At 65.3% G+C, this 1,384-nt stretch carries 2 protein-coding genes; both read right to left on the bottom strand.

Annotation, left to right across the window (positions count from 1 at the left end; genetic code table 11):
- The coding region (locus tag ACWBNA_RS47800; protein WP_482710877.1) for an ABC transporter permease family protein at positions 1 to 497 on the bottom strand (497 nt) is incomplete at its 3' end.
- Positions 494 to 1,384, bottom strand: an 891-nt coding sequence (locus ACWBNA_RS47795) for a carbohydrate ABC transporter permease (protein ID WP_482710876.1), incomplete at its 5' end; no start/stop codon positions are given. The genes ACWBNA_RS47795 and ACWBNA_RS47800, both read right to left, overlap by 4 nt.

Genomic DNA, 1,384 nt, shown 5'->3' with positions numbered 1-1,384 from the left:
GCGACGTGGATGAGGACCAGGCCGAGTGCGGAGTCGTACAGCTTGCCGCTCATGGTGATGCCGGGCAGGTCGATGAGCAGGTACATGCGGTACAGCGGGGTGATGATGACCTGCTGGGGGAGCAGGTTGCCGGCGGTGAAGACCAGCAGCAGGAACAGGTTGACGCGGAAGTCGAAGCGGCTGACGTAGAAGGCGACCATCGACGACAGCAGCAGCGTCACCAGCACGGCCGGCACCGCGATGAGCAGCGTGTTGCCGAAGTAGTGCAGCATGTCCGACTGCTGGAAGGCGTTGGTGAAGTTGGCGAGGCTCAGTTTGTCGGGCCAGGACACATAGCCCTTCTCGCTGGTCTCCCCGTAGGGCCGCATGGCCGCGTACAGCGCCCACAGCAGTGGCGCCAGCCACGACAGGGACGTGACGACGAGGAAGGTGTGCAGCAGGATCCGGGCGGGGCGCAGCGGGGTGCGCTGCTGGGGAGCGCCGGTGACGGTGCTCATGCGCGCCGCTCCTTCCGGAAGGTCGCGATCAGATACGGGATGATCACCGCGAGGGAGATCACCAGCAGGACGACGGCGATCGCCGAGCCGTACCCGATACGGCTGGACTCGCCGATGATGTTGTTGGTGACCAGGATCGAGAGCAGTTCGGTGCCCTGGGCGCCCTTGTTGAAGACGAAGACCAGGTCGAAGGCGCGCAGCGCCTCGATGATCGTGACGACCAGCACCACGGTGTTCGTGGGGCGCAGGGTGGGGAAGATGACGTTCTTGAACGTCTGCCACTCGTTCGCGCCGTCCAGCGAGGACGCCTCCCGCAGCGAGGGGTCCACGCCCTTGAGGCCGGCCAGGTAGAGGATCATCATGTAGCCGGCGTGCCGCCAGGACGCGGCGACCAGGATCGCCCACAGGTTGAGGTCCGGGTCGCCGATCCAGTCGATGTAGTGGCCGGGCTTGTTGGCCCCGATGACGCTGTTGATCAGACCCGTGTCCGGGTTGTAGATCAGCTGCCAGACGAAGCCGATGACCGCCAGCGACATCACGACCGGCAGGAAGAACGCCGTCTGGTAGACCCGGCTGAAGCGGATCTTCTTGTCCAGCTGCACGGCCAGGAACAGGCCCAGCGGCGTCGGGATCAGGATGAGCACCACGAACCAGATCACGTTGTGCTCGACGGCCGGCCAGAACTGCGGGTTGTCGGTGAACAACTGCTTGAAGTTGTCCAGCCCGACCCACTTGATGGAGTCGAAGCCGATGCCGTCCCAGGTGGTGAAGGCCAGCGCGATCGAGGCGAGCGCGGTCACCCACACCAGGGTGACGTGCAGGATCGTCGGCACGCCCGCCATCAGGCCGAGCGTGATGCGGTCACGGCGGGTCAGCAGGCGGTTGTG

The sequence above is a fragment of the Streptomyces sp. Q2 genome, from assembly GCF_056820935.1.
Note: the sequence above shows the minus strand (reverse complement) of the source record. Positions and strands in the feature narration are given on the sequence as shown.